This is a genomic window from Vitiosangium sp. GDMCC 1.1324 (genome assembly GCF_003044305.1).
In the GTDB taxonomy this organism is placed as follows: domain Bacteria; phylum Myxococcota; class Myxococcia; order Myxococcales; family Myxococcaceae; genus Archangium.
Map to the genome: position 1 here is coordinate 93,489 of NZ_PZOX01000016.1, position 14,601 is coordinate 108,089.

At 69.1% G+C, this 14,601-nt stretch carries 12 protein-coding genes; 8 read left to right on the plus strand and 4 right to left on the minus strand.

Annotated elements, in window-relative coordinates:
- Positions 1-81 precede the first annotated feature (81 nt).
- Positions 82-1,098: a tetratricopeptide repeat protein gene (locus DAT35_RS37235; protein WP_108074027.1), complete on the minus strand. Its 1,017-nt coding sequence runs from the start codon at positions 1,096-1,098 to the stop codon at positions 82-84.
- A gap of 264 nt (positions 1,099-1,362) precedes the next feature.
- On the opposite strand from DAT35_RS37235, the gene xth reads away from it, so the two are divergent.
- Positions 1,363-2,133: an exodeoxyribonuclease III gene (xth, locus tag DAT35_RS37240; RefSeq protein WP_108074028.1), complete on the plus strand. Its 771-nt coding sequence runs from the start codon at positions 1,363-1,365 to the stop codon at positions 2,131-2,133.
- Here xth and DAT35_RS37245 read toward each other — a convergent pair whose 3' ends face one another.
- From DAT35_RS37245 to DAT35_RS37255, 3 genes are read right to left on the minus strand one after another with little or no spacing between them, the layout of a single operon-like run.
- The gene (locus DAT35_RS37245) at positions 2,134-3,435 is read right to left on the minus strand and encodes an FtsX-like permease family protein (RefSeq protein WP_108074029.1); all 1,302 of its coding nucleotides are present in this window, start codon (positions 3,433-3,435) and stop codon (positions 2,134-2,136) included.
- Positions 3,436-3,439: 4 nt separating this feature from the next.
- Entirely contained in the window at positions 3,440-5,536 is a 2,097-nt protein-coding gene (locus DAT35_RS37250; RefSeq protein WP_108074030.1) for an ABC transporter permease, read from the minus strand.
- Entirely contained in the window at positions 5,533-6,291 is a 759-nt protein-coding gene (locus tag DAT35_RS37255; protein WP_108074031.1) for an ABC transporter ATP-binding protein, read from the minus strand. Before DAT35_RS37255 ends, DAT35_RS37250 begins: the two co-directional genes overlap by 4 nt.
- A gap of 249 nt (positions 6,292-6,540) precedes the next feature.
- Here DAT35_RS37255 and DAT35_RS59435 point away from each other — a divergent pair, with 249 nt between their 5' ends.
- The 7 genes from DAT35_RS59435 (at position 6,541) to DAT35_RS37285 (ending at position 14,592) form a co-directional block, all read left to right on the plus strand.
- Complete coding sequence (locus tag DAT35_RS59435) at positions 6,541-6,696, plus strand: thiopeptide-type bacteriocin (RefSeq protein WP_158502067.1); 156 nt, start codon at positions 6,541-6,543, stop codon at positions 6,694-6,696.
- A gap of 121 nt (positions 6,697-6,817) precedes the next feature.
- Entirely contained in the window at positions 6,818-8,002 is a 1,185-nt protein-coding gene (locus DAT35_RS37260; RefSeq protein WP_108074032.1) for a M20 family metallopeptidase, read from the plus strand.
- A 4-nt stretch (positions 8,003-8,006) separates the two neighbouring features.
- Entirely contained in the window at positions 8,007-8,900 is an 894-nt protein-coding gene (locus DAT35_RS37265) for a SagB/ThcOx family dehydrogenase (RefSeq protein WP_158502068.1), read from the plus strand.
- A complete protein-coding gene (locus DAT35_RS37270; RefSeq protein WP_108074034.1) occupies positions 8,890-9,966 on the plus strand; it encodes a TOMM precursor leader peptide-binding protein in 1,077 nt (358 codons plus the stop codon). The genes DAT35_RS37265 and DAT35_RS37270 overlap by 11 nt, the downstream gene beginning before the upstream one ends.
- Before the next feature lie 20 nt (positions 9,967-9,986).
- Entirely contained in the window at positions 9,987-10,724 is a 738-nt protein-coding gene (locus DAT35_RS37275; protein WP_108074035.1) for a nucleotidyltransferase domain-containing protein, read from the plus strand.
- Complete coding sequence (locus DAT35_RS37280) at positions 10,721-12,628, plus strand: hypothetical protein (protein WP_108074036.1); 1,908 nt, start codon at positions 10,721-10,723, stop codon at positions 12,626-12,628. Before DAT35_RS37275 ends, DAT35_RS37280 begins: the two co-directional genes overlap by 4 nt.
- On the plus strand, positions 12,625-14,592 hold the full coding sequence (locus DAT35_RS37285; protein ID WP_108074037.1) for a TOMM precursor leader peptide-binding protein: 1,968 nt from the start codon (positions 12,625-12,627) through the stop codon (positions 14,590-14,592). The genes DAT35_RS37280 and DAT35_RS37285 overlap by 4 nt, the downstream gene beginning before the upstream one ends.
- Positions 14,593-14,601 lie beyond the last annotated feature (9 nt).

A 14,601-nucleotide genomic window follows, 5' to 3' on the forward strand; every position in this document is an offset into this window, starting at 1 on the left:
GGCGCGGGGACAACGAAGGGTGGACGACGTTAAACCGCCGGGCGGGGAACCGGAATGGGCGAGACGAACGGCAGGGCCCGGCTATTCCGGGCAGCCTGGATCCTTCCGGCCCCCGAGGAGCGCCTGGAGGTCGACGGAGGCGCGGGCCTCGCGATTCACGCGCTCGAGGTTGAGGCGGGCCTTGCTGTCCCTGGGAGACAGGCGGGTGGCGGTGTCGAAAGCCATGCGGGCCTCCTCGTAACGCCCCAGTCGCTCATAGGCGAGCCCCAGGTTGTTGTGGACGAATCCCACGTGGGGAAGCAGGTAGGCGGCCTGGGCGAGCGACTCGGCGGCGAGCGCGTCCTGGCCGGAGCGCAGGTAGGCGAGCCCGAGGTTGTTGAGGGCATACCCATGGTACGGGTCGAGGTGCACGGCCTGTTTGAAGCGGACGATGGCCTCGTCGAGCTGGCCGGCGGCGAGGTGGGCGCGGCCGAGCACCTGGTAGGTCTCCGGGTACTCGGGGTCGAGCTCGATGGCCGCCTCGGCGGAGCGCAGGGCGGCCTCGGTGTCGCCGAGCTCGATCAGGAGGCGGGCCTGCTGGACGAGGGGCTCGGGGCCATCGGGGAAGATGCGGGCGAGCTCGCCATACGCTCTGGCGGCGAGCTGCTTCTGGCCGGAGAGGCGCGCCAGGTGGATGAGCGTGTCGAGCGCCTTCTCCTCGGCGTCGAAGTCGTCCCCGGCGTCGTGGACGGCGCGGCGGGCCTCGGTGAGGGCACCCGAGAGGTCACCCTCCGCGCGCAGCGCATCGGCGCGGGCGACATGGTCCACGGGGTAGAGGTGCTCCTCGTGCGCGAGCGCGAGCGGGCCCGCGAACTCAGAGGGGGAGAGGTCCTCGATGGTCTCGGGGAGGCGGTCGGCTGTCACGGGGAGGGCCTCGGTCCTCACGGGGAGCAGCGCGGCCGCCGTGGCCGGCTCCGGCGAGCTGGGGAGGGGGAGCGCCCGGTTCTCGAGGCGATTGGGCTCGGAGGGGAGGAACCCCTGGGGCCGCCGGGACTGGCCGGCATCACAGGCGGCGAGGGAGAGGGCGGCGAAGCAGGCGGACAGGATGGTGTTCCTCATGGTGCGGCTCCTTGTCGGGAGGAGCCCATTGCGATGCCCGTGCCAGCCCGCTTCTCCCTCTGGGAGAGAGCGGAAGTGAGTGCCTGCGAGGACGCCTCCCCGCTCCCCAGGCCAGCCCGGTGCGGCCCGAGGGCCACACCCGGGGACTTCTGGAGCCCGGAGGCCCGCGGTGGCCCGGCCCCGCCAGGACCTACAAGGGTGTACCCCGGAGGGGGAGGGGAAAAATCGTGGCGAGCCTGGAGGTGACGTGCGACGTTGGGCGGGATGAAGATCGCTGCCTGGAACGTGAACTCGATCCGCGCCCGGTTGGACCGGCTGGTGGATTGGCTGAAGAGCGCTCAACCGGACGTGCTGTGCCTGCAGGAGCTGAAGTGCCAGGACGCCGAGTTCCCGATGGAGGCCGTGCGGGAGCTGGGCTACCACGCCGCGGTGCACGGCCAGAAGACGTACAACGGGGTGGCCATCCTGGCGAAGACGGAGCCCACGGACGTGGTGCGAGGCCTGTCGGATGGGGTGGACGACACGCACTCGAGGCTCATCGCCGCGACGGTGAACGGGGTGCGGGTGGTGAGCGCGTACGCGCCGAACGGGCAGGAGGTGGACTCGCCGGCGTACGAGTACAAGCTGCAGTGGTACGCGCGGCTGAGGCGCTACCTGGACACGCGGCACAAGCCGGGCGAGCCGATGGTGCTGTGCGGTGACTGGAACGTGGCGCCGGACAACATTGATGTGTGGAGCGTGGCGGAGTGGGAAGGGCAGACGCTCTTCACGCTGAAGGAGCGGGCGGCGCTCAAGGAGCTGTGCGCGTTCGGGCTGACGGACACGTTCCGCAAGCTGCACCCGGAGGAGCAGAAGTTCAGCTGGTGGGACTACCGGATGCTGGCGTTCCCGAAGAACCGGGGCGTGCGCATCGACCACATCTTCGCCACGGCGCCGCTGGTGGAGCGGCTGGTGGCGGCGGACGTGGACCGCGAGGCGCGCAAGGGCAAGCAGCCCTCGGATCACGCGCCGGTGTGGGCCGAGTTCAAGGACTGATCAGCTCACGTGCTGCATGGCCGTGATGGGCTCGAGCTTCGCGGCGCGCAGCGAGGGGATGAGTGACACGGCGGTGGTGCACAGGGTGATGATGGCGATCGCCCCCGCCACCGCGCCGGGCCGCACCACGAGGTGCAGCGTGTCGGACATGAGGAAGGACTGCATCGACGCCGGCACCGCGGGGTGGGCGGCGTTGGTGGCCAGACACATGCCCAGGCCCACGGCGGCGCCGGCCAGCGTCGCGAGCAGCGCCAGACTGAAGACCTCGAACAGGAACATCAGGGACACCCAGCCGCGCTGCATGCCGATGGCGCGCAGGGTGCCCACCTCGCGCGTGCGCTCGCGGATGGAGATCCACACCGTGTTCATGGTGCCCACCGCGATGATGAGCAGCAGCACGGAGGTGAGCCCCCAGGTGAGGGTGTCCATGGTGGACAGGGACCAGTTGAGGAAGGAGACCTCGCCCTCCCAGGTGGTGATGTCCAGCTTCTGCCCCACCCAGGGCTCGCGGTTGACGGTGTCGAACTTCATGAAGAAGGGCTGGGGATTGGAATCCATCAGCCGGTAGCCCAGGGCGGCGAGCCGCTCGCGCAGACGGGCCTGGACCTCGGGCACGGCGTCGCGGTCCTTGAGGTAGAGCTGCACGGCGCCGGTGGCATCCGCGCGAAGCTGGTAGAGGCTGCGCAGGGTGGCGTCCGACACGAAGACGGTGAACGAGCTCAGCATGCCCACGTTGGCGGCGATGGCCACCAGCCGGACGTCCACCGTGTTGCTGGTGCCGCGCATGGTGGGGGCGGACAGCGTCAGCGTGTCGCCCACCTTCACCTCGAGCTGCCGCGCCTGCTCCTCGAAGAGCAGCAGGGTGTTGGGCTGGGCCAGATCCTCCAGATGGCCCTCGCGCACCTGCACCACCTTGCGGAAGCCCTCCTCCTTCGTCACGTCGATGCCGCCGACGCTGGCCTGCAACGAGCTGGTCTCGCTGATGAGCCGGGCCCAGCCGCGCCCGCGCTGCACGGAGTAGTCCAGCTCGGGCACCTCCTGCTTCAGCTGCTCGAGCAGCTTGGGGTAGTCGCTGACCACGGGAGCGGAGCGGCCCGACGTCACCTTGTAGAAGCCGGCCACGTTGACGTGGCCCGTCATGAGGGTGGTGGCGGACTCGAGCAGCGTCTCGCGCATGCCGTTGGACACGCCCATCAACGTGACGAGCAGCGCGGTGACTCCGGCGATGGCACCACCGAGCATCAGCGTGCGGCGGCGGTGGGTGCCCAGGTTGCGCACGGCGATCAACAGGAGCTGGAGCATGGGTTCACTCGTCCATCTGCATCGCCTGGAGCGGCGAGACACGGGTGGCGAGCAGGGCCGGGTACAGCGTGGAGAGGGCGGACACCCCCAGCACGATGACGAAGGCCGCCACCAGGTTGCCCGAGCTCAGCCTGGGATGGAGCTCCGGCCCGGAGAAGAAGAAGTAGAGCGTCTCCTGGGTGGCGGGGATGCCCACGCGGCCCAGCACGAACACGATACCGGCGCCGACGAGCGCTCCCGCCGCGCCGCACACCAGCCCCAGCAGCAGCGTCTCCACCATCACCATGGCCCGGACGAAGGACTTCTGCGCGCCGATGGCCCGCATCGTCCCGATCTCTCGCACCCGTTGCAGCGTGGCCATCATCATCGCGTTGTTGATGATGACCAGCGCCACCACGAAGATGATCATCACGGCGCCGTAGAGCACCATCTTGGCCGTCTGCACGAACTGGCCCACCTGACCGGATGCCTGCTGCCACGAGATGATGCGCAGCGGGAGGTTGGCCGCGTTCGCCTTGTTGCGCAGCTCCATCATGGTCTGCTTCATCAGGCGCGGATCCTTGAGGAGGATCGCCGCGTTGAGCACCACGCCGCTCTCGATCTCCTCCTGGGTGTAGATGCGGCGCATCAGCTCGTCACGCACGTGCGCGCCCGACACGCCCTGCAGGGCCTGGTCCTCGTTGATGGCGTCCTGTCTGGCCTCCGTCACCAGCGCGCCCTCTCCGCCGAAGAGGGCCTCCTCCGCCCCGGCCCGGTCCACCTGCTTCACGCCGCTGGCCTGCTTGAGCTGCTCCAGCTCCGCCTTCCGATCCGGCGTGAGGAAGCCGTACAGGTCCCGGAAGGTCATCAGGTCCATGAGGTTGAAGGAGCCCGCCACCGTGGACTTCTCCAGGCCCTTGAACTCGAAGGTGCCGTAGACGCGGACGTTGATGCTCCGCACGTAGCCAGTGCGGGTGTAGGCGGTGATGGTCAGCTCGTCACCCAGCCGCACGCGGTACAGCTCCAGCAGCGGCGCCAGCTCCGAGTAGAACTGCGCATAGCGCGTGTCGAAGCTCGCATCGTCCATGTCGAGGAACGCCACCAGCAGCTTCTCCAGGTCCTTCTCCTGCGAGCCGAGCACGCGCTGGAGCCGCTCGGTGGCCTGCTTCGCCTTGATGGGATCCAACTGGAAGAGCAGCTCGCGCGTCTGCGTCTGGTTGTCCTTCACCATGCGCCGCAGGTTGTCACTGCGAGCGAGGGTCTGCCCGTTGTCGCGCGCCGCCTTGATGATGTCCAGCCTGCGTGCCGTCTTCAGCTTGAAGTTCTGCTCGTAGAAGTACCTGGACAGCAGCATGCCCCGCTGGCCCTGGGGCACCGGCTGGCCGTCCACGACGTGCATCCGATCGAAGTTCTTCTGGAAGGAGTCCAGGTCCGTCCCCACGTAGCGGATGTAGACCATGTCCGCGTCCGACACCTGCGGGGCGATGCGATTCTCCAGGAACTCGAGCGAGGTGAACGGATCCGCATCGAACTTCGCCCAGAAATCATCCGAGCCGGCCCGGGCAATGGCCTCCGTGTCGGCCGGATCCGTCCTCGCCTCGTCGATGATCTCCCCGCGCCGGGTGATGTCCTCGCCCAGCACCGACACCATGTGACGCACGTGCGTCTTGAGGCTGTCGAGCTGCGCGTCGAGCTCGGGGCTCGCGCCCTTCTCCTGGCGCTGACGGTACATGCCGCGCAGGCGAGCCAGCGTCAGGTCCACCGTGTTGCCCGAACCGATGAGGGCGCTGTTGAGCCCCATGGGCACCACCGTCTTCACGTTGGGGTGCTCCTCCAGCAGCCGCTTGAAGCCGGCGAAGTCATCCAGCGCGCCCAGGTCCATCTGGCTGCCCGAGCGCCCGAAGAGATCCAGCCTGTCCCGGGACTTCGACGACAGCACCTGCAGGTGGCCCGCGATGCTGCCGATGATGCTCCGGCTCATCCCGTCATCCACGCTCTCCAGCACCGCGCCGCCCACCACCACCACCAGGGTGCCCACGAAGATGATTCCCCCGATGACACGGTTGATGGAGCTGGCCAGCAGGTTGCGGAACGCCACCTGTAACAGCAGCAGCGGGTTCATCCGTGTGCCTCCATCTTTGCCACCATCGCCTCTCCGCCCTGCTGGTTCCGCTCGAGGATCTTCCCGTCCGCCAGTTTCACCACCGCGTTGGCGTGGCGCATCACCTTGGCGTCGTGGGTGGAGAAGATGAAGGTGGTGCCCTCCTTGCGGTTGAGCTCCTTCATCAGGTCGATGATGTGCTGGCCGGTGATGGAGTCGAGGTTGGCGGTGGGCTCGTCGGCCAGCACCAGCTTGGGCCGGGTGACGAGCGCGCGAGCCACCGCCACGCGCTGGCGCTGGCCACCGGACAGCTCGTTGGGCCGGTGCTTCGCGTGCTTCTCCAGGCCCACCTGCTCCAGCAGCGTCATCACCCGCTGGCGGCGCTCGGAGGCGCTCAGCTTGCGCTGCAGCAGCAGGGGGAACTCCACGTTCTGGAACACGTCCAACACGGAGATGAGGTTGAAGCTCTGGAAGATGAACCCGATGGTGTGCAGCCGCAGCTCCGTGAGCTGCCGCTCGGAGAGGGTCTTCGTGTCCTGACCGTCCACCCTCACCACGCCCCCGCTGGCCGTGTCCACGCAGCCAATGAGGTTGAGCGCCGTCGTCTTGCCACTGCCGGACGGACCCGCGATGGAGATGAACTCCCCGGGGTGGATGTCAAGTGAGACGCCGCGCAGCGCGGGCACCTCCAGCTTGCCCATCATGTACGTCTTGGTCACATCCGTGAGGGAGACGATGGGGGCGGCGCCGCCGGAGGCGGGAGCAGGGGCTGTCATGAGGGAAGAACTCTTAGACCATCGCACCTCACCAACGCAAAAGGGCGCGGCGCGTCGGGCGCGCTGCGTCATGTCTGGCTTTGCGATGGAGGGGGCCGGGTGCCCTTCATTCGGTTTGAACGCCGAGCACGTGTGACCTGTTTGTTTTGAACGGGGGGTACTAGATCCTTAAGCAGGATTAATGTAATGTTCCGTATTGCTTGCACGTTGCGAGCAACCCGTAAAACCCCAAAAACAGGGAGCACTGCCATGAACAACGAGATCAAGATGGAGAACCTCGACCTGGACTCTCTCGAGCTGCCGAAGATCCAGGAGCTGGAGATCTCTGACTCGCTCGCGATGCCCGAGGCCGGCGCATCTGTGGGCGACTCCAACTGCTGCAGCTGCTGCTGCTGCTGCGCCTGATACGCTTCGTCCAGAGCGGCTTGTGTGCGGTTCGAGCCGCTCTGGATGTTTCAGTGATGTCAAGATGAAGGCTCGGGCCGGCGTCCCGTAGGCCTGGACACCGGCGTTTGGGGAGACGTCGATGAACTTGGCCGAGCCCATCAGTAAATGGGGAGCGGAAGCCACCCGGTGGCGCCGTCACCTGCACATGCACCCGGAGCGCTCCTTCCAGGAGCATCGGACCGCCGCCTTCGTGCAGGAGAAGCTGGCGTCGTTCGGACTTGAGGTGCGTTCGGGTGTGGGTGGCCTGGGGGTGGTGGCGGAGCTGGTTGGAGAGGGGGAGGGACCCGTGCTTGCCCTCCGGGCGGACATGGATGCACTGCCCATTCCCGATTCGAAGGAGTGTGAGTATCGCTCGCGTGTCGAAGGTGTCACGCACGCGTGTGGACATGATGGCCACACCGCGACCCTGCTGGCGGCTGCCGCCGTGCTCTCGGAGCTGCGCGGGGCGTTGGGTGGCTCGATACGCTTTCTCTTCCAGCCCGCCGAGGAGACGCCTCCAGGCGGTGCGCGGCCCATGGTGGAGCAGGGCGCGCTGGAAGGGGTCTCCGAGGTGTTCGGCCTGCATTACGCGCCGTTCCCCGTGGGCAAGGTGTGTGTGCCGACTGGTCTGATGATGGGGCTGGTGGATACCTTCACCATCCGGTTGCGTGGCGTGGGAGGACATGCGGCCTATCCGCACCTGGGCGCGGACGCGGCCCATGGCGCCGCCCAGTTGCTCGTGGCGCTCCAGTCCATCGTGAGCCGCCAGGTGGATCCGCTCCGGCCGGCCGTCCTCACGGTGGGGCAGCTCTCCGCCGGTCACAATCACAATACAATCGCCGAGCAGGCCGAGATGCGGGGCACGGTCCGGTGTCTGACGCCCGCCATCCGCGACACCATCCGCGAGCGGCTCACGTCCATGAGCCATGGCATCGCGGCCATGTTCCAGCTCACGGCCGAGGTCCAGTACGAGGAGGGCTACCCTCCGGTCGTCAACCACGCGGCCTCGGCGGAGTATGTGGGCCGTGTGTGCCGCCAGGCGCTCGGCGCGGACTGTGTCCTGCCCATGCCGCCCTCGCTGGCCAGCGACGACTTCGCGTGTTTCCTCCAGCAGCGGCCCGGGTGCTACTTCATGGTGGGCTCCGCCGGGGCGGACGCGGCGACGCAGTTCCCCCTGCACCACCCGCGCTTCGACCTTGATGAGCGGGCGCTCACCGTGGGCACCCGGCTGCTCGTGGGGATTGCGCTCGGACGGCTCGCATCCACCCGGAAGCAGGGAGCTTGACGCGATGTCCCGCCGCCCGCGAACCCCCGTTCCCCAGAGCGAGCTCGAAGGCAAACCGTGGATCCGCTCCCTGGGGGGGCCTCCGTCCGAGCCGCCTGTCACCTACTCGCTCGCGGAGCAGTACCACGAGGCCAGCAAGTACCACCGCGCGCTCATGGTACGCGAGCCGCTCGATGTCCGGGCCGCGCTCGCCATTCCCCGGCGCTCGGAGCGCACCGGTGTCCCGCTTCCGCCTCCCTCGGAGGATCTGCCCGTGTCGTTGGGGCAGGTGCTCCGCAAGCGCCGCTCCATCCGCCACTTCCAGCCCGCGCGGATGCCGCTCCAGGTGCTCGCGGACCTCCTCTTCTACACGGCGGGCTCCACGGGTGAGGCCCGGTTCCAACTCGGCCAGGACACGTGGCGCCGCTCCCTGCGCACCTATCCTTCCGGGGGAGCGTTGTACTCGGTGGAGCTCTTCGTCATTCCCCGGAGCGTCGATGGGCTGGATGTCGCGCAAGGGGTCTACTGCTACAATTCGATCGCCCACTGCCTCGTGCCTGTTGATGCCGACAAGGACACGGCCACCGCGGTGGTGCGCACCACGCCCATGCACCCGGCCGTCTTGAACCTCGAGCACTCGCAGGTCGTCCTGGCCCTGGTGGGGGTGCTGGCGGTGGAGAACGCCAAGTATGCTCGGCGCGGCTACCGCTTCGTCCTACAGGAATCGGGTCACATGGCGCAGAACGCCCTGCTGACCACCACGGCGCTCGGGTTGGGCGGCGTGGTGATGGGCGCCTTCTTCGATGATGAGGCCAACCGCATGCTGCGGCTGGATGGTGTGAGCGAGACCGTCCTCTACATGATCCCCGTCGGAGTTCCGGCTCCAGGCGCCAGCGAGGAGGGCGGCCATGGCGGATGAGGCCTCGCTGCTCGGGTCGAAGCTGGCCTTGTGCCGGGGCTTCTACCTCGGCGCGTCCACGCCCAACGAGGTGCAGGTGCGCTCGGGACTGATGGCCGGCCAGGCCCTCGCGCTGCCGGATCCGAGCCGGCGCGGGATGCTCGCGGAGTTGCTGGGCCTCATGGATGGTCAGCGCTCCGTGGCCCAGCTCCTCGAAAGCTGGCCCGAGCCGGCGCGCTCGGCTGTGCTCCGGGTGCTCGCCCAGTTGGTGGAGCGGGGTGTGCTCGTGCCCGCGGACGCGGACCGCTCCTCGTGGATCCGCCAGGGGTTGGCTTCTCTTCAGGGGCGTGTGACTCCGGAGCGGCTCGCGGCGGCGGATGTGGCCCTGGTGGGCGCGGGCGTGCTGGGCAGCCGCGTGGCGAGCAACCTGGTCCTCATGGGCGTGCGGCACCTGGCGCTCTGGGACCCGGCACCGCTGACCGGCTATGACCGCGCGCTCTCACCCGCGTACCTGGATGGAGAGGAGGGCACTCCGCGCGCCCTCGGGCTCGCCCGTTACTTGTCCCGCCTGGAGCCTTCGCTGACGGTGCAGCAGCTCGAGCAGCCCGAGCCTGGGCCGCGCTCACTGGTGATTGCCGCCGTGGACCGGGTGGAGCCCTCGCTGCTCCACACGCTCAACCAGTCCGCGCTCCGCACCGGAACGCCCTGGCTGCTGGCGGCGATGGATGGGACCACCGGCATCGTCGGCCCGCTGATGGTGCCGGGGCAGACGGGTTGCTACCAGTGTCTCGAATCCTCGTGGATCGCTCGCAGCCGCAAGCCCGAGCAGCTCCGCGTCACCGTCGACAACCTGCGCGCGCAGCCCCCCGCCGAGGCGTCCTTCTACGGCCTCCCCGCCTTCGCCGATGTCGTGGCGGGACTGCTGGCGGCGGATCTCCCCAACATCCTCACCCAGGGGCTTGCCCTCACGCTGGGTCAGATCCTCTCGGTAGACTTCCTGTCCCTGTCCGCCTTCACCTACCCCATCCTCAAGCTCCCTCGCTGTCCGGCCTGTCAGCTCCAGGCCCCAGCCGCGGGAGCCTCCTGAATCCGCTGCCGGGAGAGTCCATGGAAGAGCGCTTCAAGGTGGCCGTTGCCCAGGCCCTCGAGGATCTGAAGTCGGATCCCGAGATACGTGTCGTGCAGATCTTCGGCTCGGTCCATCGCGGCCAGCCCCACGCACACTCGGACATCGACCTCTATGTCCTCTCGTCACGCAACGCCTTCTGGCGCACCTGCAAGGTGTACGGCGACGTCCAGGCCGAGGCCATCATCGGCCCCCAGCAGGGCTTCGATCGGATCATCCTCTCGCGGGACGTGCTCGCCGTGCAGTCCTTCGCCCATGGGGGCACGCTGCTGGACCGTGATGGGACGGTGCCCGCGCTGAGCGCGCTCGCCCGCAAGGTCTTCGACGAGGGCCCCGCGCCCATGCGCACCTCGCTGCGCACGAAGAACCGGGCCGTGCTCACGCGCCACATGGCCAAGCTCGCGCGGCTCTCGGATGACTCGGTCGTGGCGAAGCTGGTGGCCGCCGACGCCCTTCAGACCGTCATCCTCTCGTTCTACCAACACCACCGGATCTGGATGAACAACCTGGCCACCCGGCTGCGGCTCATCGAGGAGCGGGATCCCCGGTTGGGCAAGCTCCTGCATGACTTCTACATGGGGGGACAGAAGCCCCAACAGGCCATCGCCGCCATCGAGGTGATGCTGGAGCAGCTCGGCGGACCGCTCGTGGACTACGTCAGCGAGCAGGTCCCGTGGCCCGCGCGGCCTCAACAGTCTTCGGAGGGGAATCCCGGGTGAGACCCAAGCTCAAGGACAACGTCTTCTTCGCTCCCACGGACGACGGCATCTTCTTCCGGGGTCCCTCCGGCGCCATGGAGCTCAAGGGCGCGGGCCTCTACGCGTGGTTCGAGCGGCTGATTCCGTACCTGCGCGGCAACGTCGAGCTGGAGAAGCTGCTCCAGTCGCTCGCGCCGGATCGCCGCGCCGTGGTCAGCACGCTCGTGGAGAAGCTGGTGGGCCGCGGGTTCATCAAGGACGTGTCGAAGGACGCGCCCCATGACCTGACCGAGGCCGAGCAGGCACGCTACGCGGACGTCATCCGGTTCATCGACGACCTGCAGGACTCGGCGGGGCGGCGCTTCGCGGACTTCCGGCGGGCGAAGGTGCTCGTGGTGGGGCGGGGCCGGCCGCTGCAGGCGGCGGCTCGAGGGCTGATGCAGTCCGGCCTCAAGCGGTTGGTGACGCTCACGGACGATGCCGAGGCGCAGCAGCGCGTGGCCCCCGAGGCCCGGAATCACGGGGAGAGCGACCCCGACTTCTCCTGGGAGGCGAGGCTGGCGGGCGTGGCTCCCGCGTGGGAGCAGGAGTTAGAGCCGTTCGACATCGTGGTCGCGGCCGGCGTGGAGGAGTGGCTGGAGGAGCTGTCGGCCCGCTGTCTGCGAGGGCAGAAGCGGCTGGTGGCGGCGGCGCGACTGGAGGGCGCTGGCTGGGTGGGTAGCGTCGTGGTTCCGGGAACGCCGGGGTGCTGGTCGTGTGCCAGAGCTCGCTTGCGGGCCTCGTCCGAACCGGTCCAGGCCGCCTGGCCTTCCATGGGCGACATGCTGCTGGGGCAGATGGCCGCGCTCGAGGTCCTCAAGTCCGTGACGGCCGTGTTGCCGTCGATGGTCCCCGGCAACGTGCTGCACATCGAGACTCGCCAGCTCCAGGTGTTTCAGCGCGCGCTGCCCGCCTGGCCCGCGTGTCCCGTGTGTCACAAGCCGGCGGAGGGTGGGTTGGAGCAGCAGCTCGCCGCATGGCGAGAGGCCCGCCCGCTGGAGCCGGCCGAGGTCTGGAGCACCGCGGAGCGCTACATCAATCCGTCGACGGGGTTGCTCGCCCAGGTGGCGCCCGAGGCCCTTCAGCAGATTCCCCTGTACCAGTGTGAGGCCACGCTGCGGCTGCCCGGCCGTCCCACGGTGGTGGCCGCGGGCCGCAATGGTGACCAGGCCCGGCTCGAGACGCTGCGGCTGGCGCTGGAGACGTATGCGCGTCTGACGGCGGAGCGGATTGGGGATACGCGCGGCGCCGTGCTCCACTCGGGCGGGGCGCTGGCGGACGCGGAGGCGCGCTCGAAGCCGTTCGCCAGTGGTGTCACGCTGGATGAGTGGATGGGCCGCGGACTGCTCGCCTTCGCGGCGCGGCGGGTGGAGGAGCGGCTGCTCTCCGGAGACGGCGTGCCGCTGGCGCCCATCGACCTGGAGAAGGGCTTCGTCGAGGGCTGGCACCCCCTGCTGCACCGGGCCGCCGTCGTCCGCTACGGCGTGCCGTTGGAGCTCTACCGCTGCGCGGAGGAGGGACCCTCTTCGGTCCTGGTGCTCCTGCAGGGGCGGCGGTTGCTCGGCGTGGTGGCCGAGCGGAACCTGTCCGCCGCGGTGGAGAAGGGACTGATGGCGCTCGTGCATGCCATCCAGCAGCTCCCGGCGGGCGGGTCTCCCTCGGAGTGGGCCTCGCGCAGGCCCGAGGTGACGTGGCGGACGGCCGAGCCCGTGACCGCGGGTGTTCAGGGCGCGCCGCCCGCGTGGCGCGAGTGGACGCCGGCGGCCCTCGCGTCGCTCGAGGGGCGTGGGCAGCGGGTGGTGTTGCGGCCCTTCACCTCGGATGCCGCCGTGGCCCGGGCGGGGCTGCTCTGCGGCTGGGTGTGGTTGGAGGAGTCGGGCCGATGAGCCGGCTCCTCGTCGCGGGCGAAGGAGAGCTGCGCGAACGGCTCCAGGCCGCGCTGGCGGACCTGCCGCTGGCCTCCCTGGAGCCGGGGACCGAGGCGGCCTCGGGCGACTGCGTGCTGCTCGTCCTCGACACCCCGCTGCCGGGTGAGGAGCTCGAGTGGCAGCGGCGGTGCCGCGCGGCGGGAGCCAGTCTGTTGCCCGTGCGCGTGGATGGCAGTGAGCTGCTGGTGGGCCCGTGGGTTCCTCCGGCGGGGCCGGGCTGTGTGGCGTGTCTCGAGCACCGGCGTCAGGCCATCCAACCGCTGAAGACCTTCCGGCGGGTGAACGAGGCCGCCGCGCAGTGGGCGCGCAAGCACGGCAAGAGCCACCCGTGGCTCAACCCGATTGCCCGAGGCCTCGCCGAGGAGCGGATCCGCGTCGAGCTCGACGGCTGGCGCCAGGGCACGGGCGGCGAGCTGCGCAACCGCGTCTGGTTCATCGAGCTGTCCACCAGCCACGTCTCCGAGCACTCCTTCCTGCCGTTCCCCCGCTGTCCCGTCTGTGGCGAGCTGCCCGAGGACAGCGCCGGGGCGGTGCAGCCCCCGCGCGCCTCCATCCCCAAGCCGGATCGGCTCTCCCTGCGCGTGCCGGAGCGGCCGCTCGAGCTGGGGGAGCTGCGGCGCCGCTTCGTGGACCACCGCACGGGGCTCATCGCCAACGAGTACGTCCAGCGGGACAACGAGGTGCTGGCGCTGGCCGTCTCCGAGCTGCCCCTGGACTTCCGGGACCAGCGCGAGCCCGGGATCGGCCGCTGCAACTCGTTCGCGCAGAGCGAGTTCACCGCCCTGCTGGAGGCCCTGGAGCGTTACGCGGGCCTGCGCCCCATGGGGAAGCGGACGGTGGTCCGCGGCTCGTACCGCCAGCTCGCGCCCCAGGCCATTGATCCGGCGGAGCTGATCCTCCACGCCCCGGAGCAGTACACGCGGCCCGGTTTCCCCTTCGTGCCGTATAGCCCGGACCTGGAGTTCAACTGGGTCTGGGGCTACTCGTTCCGGCGCCGCGAGCCCGTGCTCGTGCCGGAGCAGAGCGCCTACTACCGGCTGGTGGACCTCACGCGCGAGCCCAACCGGGAGAACCTCTTCGCCTTCGAGATCTCCAACGGCTGCGCGCTCGGCGGTTGCTTGGAGGAGGCCATCCTCCACGGGCTCTTCGAGGTGGCCGAGCGCGATGGCTTCCTGATGACCTGGTACGCGCGGCTCTCCGCTCCGCGCGTGGACCTGCACAGCTTCGGAGATCCCGAGCTGGAGCTGATGCTCGACCGGCTGGAGTCGCGCGGCTTCCAGGTGCATGCCTTCAACACCACGTATGACCTGCGCATCCCCTCGTTCTGGGTGATGGCGGTCAACCAGCGTGGCGAGGGCCTCCAGACGTACTCGGCCGGTGGGGCGCACATGGATCCGCTCAAGGCCGTGCACGGCGGGCTCTCCGAGGTGGCCGCGGGGGTGTTCGACTTCGTGCGCATCTACCCGAAGGAGCGTGAGCGCCTGCTCACCCTGGCCGAGCACCCCGAGAAGGTCCGGACGATGCGCGACCATGCCCTGCTGTTCGGGCTGCCGGAGCTGCGCTCGCGGTTGGACTTCCTGCTCGACAGCGGCCGCCCCGTCCAGACGGCGCGCGAGGCCTTCCCGGAGTGGTACGCGAAGGGTCCTTCCACGGACCTGGCCCGAGACCTGGAGGGCTGCGTGCGGCACTTCCTGGACTCGGGATGCGACGTCATCGCCGTGGAGCAGACGCCTCCGGAGCTGAGGCAGGTGGGCGTCCGGTCGGTGAAGGTGCTCGCGACGGGCTCGCTCACCATGACCTTCGGGCACGACTTCACGCGGTTGCACGGGGCCACCCGCCTGTCCACGGTGCCGGTCTCCTTCGGCTACCGCGCTCCGGGCGAGCTGTTCCCCATCAACTCCTTCCCCCATCCCTTCCCGTGAGTGACGGTG

Coding starts and splice junctions, on each gene's coding strand:
- DAT35_RS37235 (WP_108074027.1), bottom strand. CDS start 1,098: ATGAGGAACACCATCCTGTCCGCCTGCTTCGCCGCCCTCTCCCTCGCC.
- xth (WP_108074028.1), top strand. CDS start 1,363: ATGAAGATCGCTGCCTGGAACGTGAACTCGATCCGCGCCCGGTTGGAC.
- DAT35_RS37245 (WP_108074029.1), bottom strand. CDS start 3,435: ATGCTCCAGCTCCTGTTGATCGCCGTGCGCAACCTGGGCACCCACCGC.
- DAT35_RS37250 (WP_108074030.1), bottom strand. CDS start 5,536: ATGAACCCGCTGCTGCTGTTACAGGTGGCGTTCCGCAACCTGCTGGCC.
- DAT35_RS37255 (WP_108074031.1), bottom strand. CDS start 6,291: ATGACAGCCCCTGCTCCCGCCTCCGGCGGCGCCGCCCCCATCGTCTCC.
- DAT35_RS59435 (WP_158502067.1), top strand. CDS start 6,541: ATGAACAACGAGATCAAGATGGAGAACCTCGACCTGGACTCTCTCGAG.
- DAT35_RS37260 (WP_108074032.1), top strand. CDS start 6,818: ATGAACTTGGCCGAGCCCATCAGTAAATGGGGAGCGGAAGCCACCCGG.
- DAT35_RS37265 (WP_158502068.1), top strand. CDS start 8,007: ATGTCCCGCCGCCCGCGAACCCCCGTTCCCCAGAGCGAGCTCGAAGGC.
- DAT35_RS37270 (WP_108074034.1), top strand. CDS start 8,890: ATGGCGGATGAGGCCTCGCTGCTCGGGTCGAAGCTGGCCTTGTGCCGG.
- DAT35_RS37275 (WP_108074035.1), top strand. CDS start 9,987: ATGGAAGAGCGCTTCAAGGTGGCCGTTGCCCAGGCCCTCGAGGATCTG.
- DAT35_RS37285 (WP_108074037.1), top strand. CDS start 12,625: ATGAGCCGGCTCCTCGTCGCGGGCGAAGGAGAGCTGCGCGAACGGCTC.